Consider the following 4,880-nt stretch of genomic DNA (forward strand, 5'->3'; position numbering starts at 1 on the left):
CCCGGATCGGCTTGCCCCCGGCAAGCCGAAACCAGAAAAGGACCACCATGCAGATACACCGCTCCGGCTCCCGTCCGTCGCAGAGCCCCAATCCAGACTATTTCACCGGCACGGTGCGCTTTGACCCGGTGATCTCCGCGCCCGAACCGGCCCGGGTGAACGCCATCGTGGTGACCTTCGAGCCCGGCGCCCGAACCGCGTGGCACACGCATCCTCTGGGCCAGACGCTCCACATCCTTTCCGGTCTCTGCCTCGTTCAGACCGAAGGCGCGCCGATCCGCGAAGCCCGACCCGGCGACACGATCTGGTTCGCCCCCGGTGAGAAGCATTGGCACGGCGCAGCGCCGGACGTGGCCATGGCCCATCTCGCCATTCAGGAGAACAAGGACGGCTCTGCGGCGGACTGGCTCGAAAAGGTAACGGATGAGGAATACAACGGCCCCCGCGCCTGAATCCTCTGCCCCGCCAGTGCGACGCATGGAAGGCGCGCTCCGGCACCCGCATTTGCGGGCGTTCCGCCCTTGCGGCGCCACGCGCCATGCACCGCTCTCGCCTCTTGCCCCCGATGGCACGGGTCTTGAACGGTTCCTCGTCCTGCGGAGAGGCGGGAATTCCCCACTGGCGCCTGCTGGCGGTCCCGCGCCACAACAGGGCCATGACACCCGATCCTCAAACCACACGCGGTCTCGAACGCCGTCTCGGCGATGCCATGCGGGCGCGCCTGCCCGGCTGGCTGCAAGAGTTGGGGATGTTCACGCTGAAACAAGGCTGGGCCTGCCTGTTCGGCGCGCTGATGCTGCTCGGACTGATCGTCACGGACCAGCTGTGGCAGGACGGTTGGCCCGTCGCCCGATATGACGCGCTTCTGGCCTATGCCATTGCCCTGCAGGCGGGCTTTCTCTGGCTGCGGCTGGAGACTTGGCAAGAGGCGCGCGTCATCGTGCTCTTTCATCTGACCGGCACCACGATGGAATTCTTCAAGGTGCAGGCCGGAAGCTGGGCCTATCCGGAACCCGCGCTGTTCAAGCTGTGGGGCGTGCCCCTGTTTTCGGGTTTCATGTATGCTGCGGTCGGTTCCTACATCGCCCGGGTGATCCGCATTTTCGACATGCGTTTTGCCCCCTACCCGCCATTCTGGACAACCGTGTTTCTGGCCGTGGCAATTTACGCAAACTTCTTTGCCCATCACTATGTCTGGGACAGCCGCTCTATCCTGATCGCGGCGACCGTGCTGCTTTTCGGGCGCACGCGGGTTTGGTTCGTGATCGGCCGGGCGGACCGCTGGATGCCGCTGCCGCTGGCCGCCTTGCTCACCGCGATCTTCCTCTGGATCGCGGAGAACGTGGGCACAAATACAGGCACCTGGCTTTATGCGGGGCAGACCACGCTCGACCTTGTGAGCCTGTCGAAGATGGGGTCTTGGTATCTTCTGCTCTATGTGAGCTTTGTCACGGTGACCCTTGTGCTGCGCGACGCCCTGTCTCCCACCCCGCTTGCGCCACGGCGCCCCGAGGGAGGGGTCACGCGCCCGGACCGGACACGCACCCCGTCTCTCTGACCCGCGCCAGGCTGGACGGTGCGGATGGTGGGGCGCAGCGCGCGCCGCGGATCAGCCGCGCAGCGTCCCGCCCGTGGCCTTTTCGACCTTGGCGACAATCTTGGCGCCAACCGCCTCGATTTCCTTTTCCGTCAGGGTCTTGTCCGACGGCTGCAACCGGACGGTAATCGCAAGGGATTTCTTACCCGCCCCCAGGCTGCCGCCGACGAATTCGTCAAAGACGCGCACATCGTCGATCAAGGCCTTGTCCGCGCCGCTTGCCGCGTTCACCAGATCAAGAGCCTGCACATCCGCATCGACCACGAAGGCAAAATCCCGTTCGACCGCCTGAAGATCGGAGATCGCCAAGGCTCCACGCGATGCACCGGTCTTGCGCGGCAGAGGGATTTCCTCCGGCCAGATCGTGAAGGCCACCGCCGGGCCTTTGACATCCAGCGCATCGAGCACCTTTGGATGCAACTCGCCGAACACCGCAAGCGTCTTCTTGGGTCCAAGGCACAGGCGACCGTGGCGGCCGGGGTGCCACCAACTGTCACCACCGCGCAGAACCTGTGTTTTTGCAGGTGCCCCAACGGCCTGAAGGATCGCTTCGACATCGGCCTTGGCGTCAAACAGGTCCACCGGACGGGACCCGCCATGAACGTCTTTGGGCCCCGTGCGACCGACGAGGATACCACTGATTTCAAGGCCTTGCTCCCCGGGCTCGCCGCCAGAGAACGTCGCGCCAACCTCGAACAGCGCAAGATCACCCTGGCCGCGCGCCTGGTTGCGTGCCGCGGCCTGCAACAGCCCGGGCAGCAAGGACGGGCGCATGTGGCTCATCTCCGAGGAGATCGGATTGGCAAGCATCGTCTGATCATCGCCGCCGCCGAACAGCGTTGCAGCCGCGTGGTCGATAAAGCTGTAGGTCACACATTCGTTGTAGCCCAGCGCCGCGGCGGTGCGGCGCCCGGTCTGTTCGCGCACCTGCATGGGCGACAGGACCGGCTCGGGCACGCCGGCCCCCAGACGTGGCAATGGCTTGCCTTCCAGCTTCGTCAGGGAGGCGATACGCGCGACTTCCTCGACCAGATCAGCCTCTCCGAGCACGTCAGGACGCCAGCTCGGCACATGGGCCATATCCCCTTCCATCCGGAAACCAAGCGCCGTAAGCGTCTGACGTTGCTCGCTTTCCGGGATCTCCATGCCGACGAGAGACACCACTTTCCGGGGGTCGAGCCGATAGGCGCGCGCCACGTCGGGGACACGGCCAGCCACAACCACCGAAGACGGCTCGCCGCCGCAGAGGTCGAGGATCATCGCGGTCGCGTCTTCCATCGCCTGCATGTTGTAGGCCGGATCGATCCCGCGTTCGTTGCGATAGCGCGCGTCGGAATTGATCTTGAGCGCGCGGCCCGTCATGGCGATCTGGATCCTGTCCCAGACCGCCGCTTCAAGGAACACATCGGTGGTGTCCATGGTGCAGCCGGTTGCCAAGCCACCCATGATTCCACCAATACTTTCAATTCCTTGGTCGTCAGAAATGACCACCTGACCGTCTGAGAACGTATGGGTTTTCTCGTCAAGGCCTTCGAGGGTTTCGCCCGCCTCGGCGCGACGCACGCGCAGATTGCCCGAGACCTTGTCCGCGTCGAATACGTGCAGCGGGCGGTTGCGGTCATGGGTGAAGAAGTTGGTGATATCCACCAACGCGGAGATCGGTCGCAAGCCGATGGCGCGCAAACGGTCCTGCAACCATTGCGGCGACGGGCGGTTCTCCACACCGCGGATCAAACGCCCGGCGAAGACATGACAGCCGCCTTCCCCTTGGGTGTCTTCGTCAATTGTGACCGTCAGAGGTGACGGGAACTGCCCCTCAACATCGTGCTTTTTCAGTGGTTTGAGCGTGCCAAGACCCCGCGCGGCAAGGTCGCGGGCAATGCCATGCACGCCCAGAGCGTCCTGCCGGTTGGGGGTGATCCCGATCTCGATCACCGGATCGACCTTGGCGGGATCATTCTCGGCCAGCCAGTCAACGAAGCGCTGGCCCACGGTTCCGGAGGGCAGTTCGATGATGCCGTCATGCTCTTCGGACAGCTCCATCTCGCGTTCGGAGCACATCATGCCGTAGCTCTCCACGCCGCGGATCTTGCCGACCTGAATTGTCGTATCGATTCCAGGCACATAAGTTCCGGGCTTGGCGATCACGACGGTGATCCCCTCGCGTGCGTTGGGCGCGCCACAGATGATCTGTTGCACCCCGTCGTCGGTGCGGACCATACAGACCCGCAGCTTGTCGGCATCGGGATGCTTCTCCGCTTTTTCGACATAGCCGAGCGTAAAATCGGCCAGTCTTTCTCCGGGGTTTTCAATGCCTTCGACTTCAAGCCCAAGGTCGGTGAGCGCCTCGGCAATCTCGGCCACCGAAGCGGTCGTGTCGAGGTGGTCTTTGAGCCAGGAGAGAGTGAATTTCATGAGCGCCATCCGGGTCTGTCAGGGACAAGTCGCACGGGCTTTACCGGATCGCGAGAGAGGAGGAAAGGGGGCGCGCCCGAGGCTTTGGACGTGGCTTTGAGAGCGATGCACAAACCATGTGTATCGCATGCGCAGCATTTTGGCGCCGCCTGGGCAGATAAGAGCGGTTTGAATCAGGCGCAAGACGGCGCAATGCCGAAAGGCAAAGGCGCCTTGCTCACCCTGTCGCGCTTGAATGCAGTAGGCAGCGTCCTTCGGTGGTTCCGTTTTCCGGCTTGCCCTATCCAAAGGATCGGAGTCGACGCGCGTCGGCCACGCCCAGCCGCGAAACCGGCGGGTCAGACCCATGGGCGAAATGGCGTCTGGCGGTCCCCGCGTGCTGTCATCGCCCGCCTCGACCCGCGGCAGGGCATTCACGCCTTTTTAAGATGGCTGCGCTATTCAGGCGGGGCGCAACCGGGAACCAAGCCTCGACAGGATCGCCGCCTAAGTGACGACACAATGAAGGGAGACCAAGCAACGTCAGAAGAAGGTTTCTGAAGACCTTTCAACCAGCCTGTTGCGATCGGTCACGCACAAGCCGGGAGCTTGCACGTTTGATAGGGTCGGCGGTGGGATAGGCCCTTGAGTGGCCAACTCGCACGGCAGCGGGACCACGGCAGCGGGACTCCGCGGCGTGTGAGCCACGATGCAGAACCGCAAACGCCCAAGCGACGATGCAGAATTGCAAACGCCGGGGCCAAATGCTGGAAACAACGATCCGAACCGTCCCGGAGCACAGAGCACAGAGCACAGAGCACAGAGCACAGAGCACAGAGCACAGAGCACAGAGCACAGAGCACAGAGCACAGAGCACAGAGCACAGAGC

Annotated in this window: 3 protein-coding genes; 2 read left to right on the forward strand and 1 reads right to left on the reverse strand. The window is 63.5% G+C overall.

Annotated elements, in window-relative coordinates:
- Together J1C49_RS21235 and J1C49_RS21240 are read left to right on the forward strand one after the other, a co-directional pair.
- On the forward strand, nucleotides 1-452 hold a 452-nt coding region (locus J1C49_RS21235), incomplete at its 5' end, for a cupin domain-containing protein (protein WP_370639445.1).
- Between the two features lie 203 nt (nucleotides 453-655).
- Nucleotides 656-1,558, forward strand: coding sequence for a DUF817 domain-containing protein (locus J1C49_RS21240; protein ID WP_227447821.1), 903 nt, complete (start codon nucleotides 656-658; stop codon nucleotides 1,556-1,558).
- A 51-nt stretch (nucleotides 1,559-1,609) separates the two neighbouring features.
- Here the strand turns inward: J1C49_RS21240 and pheT are convergent, their stop codons facing one another.
- Nucleotides 1,610-4,012, reverse strand: a complete 2,403-nt coding sequence (gene pheT, locus J1C49_RS21245) for a phenylalanine--tRNA ligase subunit beta (protein WP_227447822.1) — start codon at nucleotides 4,010-4,012, stop codon at nucleotides 1,610-1,612.
- Nucleotides 4,013-4,880 lie beyond the last annotated feature (868 nt).

It is taken from the genome of Cognatishimia sp. F0-27, assembly GCF_020667845.1.
Lineage (GTDB): Bacteria > Pseudomonadota > Alphaproteobacteria > Rhodobacterales > Rhodobacteraceae > JAFMPQ01.

Excerpts from the sequence above, each read along its gene's own strand:
- J1C49_RS21240 (WP_227447821.1), top strand. The coding sequence starts at position 656 with ATGACACCCGATCCTCAAACCACACGCGGTCTCGAACGCCGTCTCGGC.
- pheT (WP_227447822.1), bottom strand. The coding sequence starts at position 4,012 with ATGAAATTCACTCTCTCCTGGCTCAAAGACCACCTCGACACGACCGCT.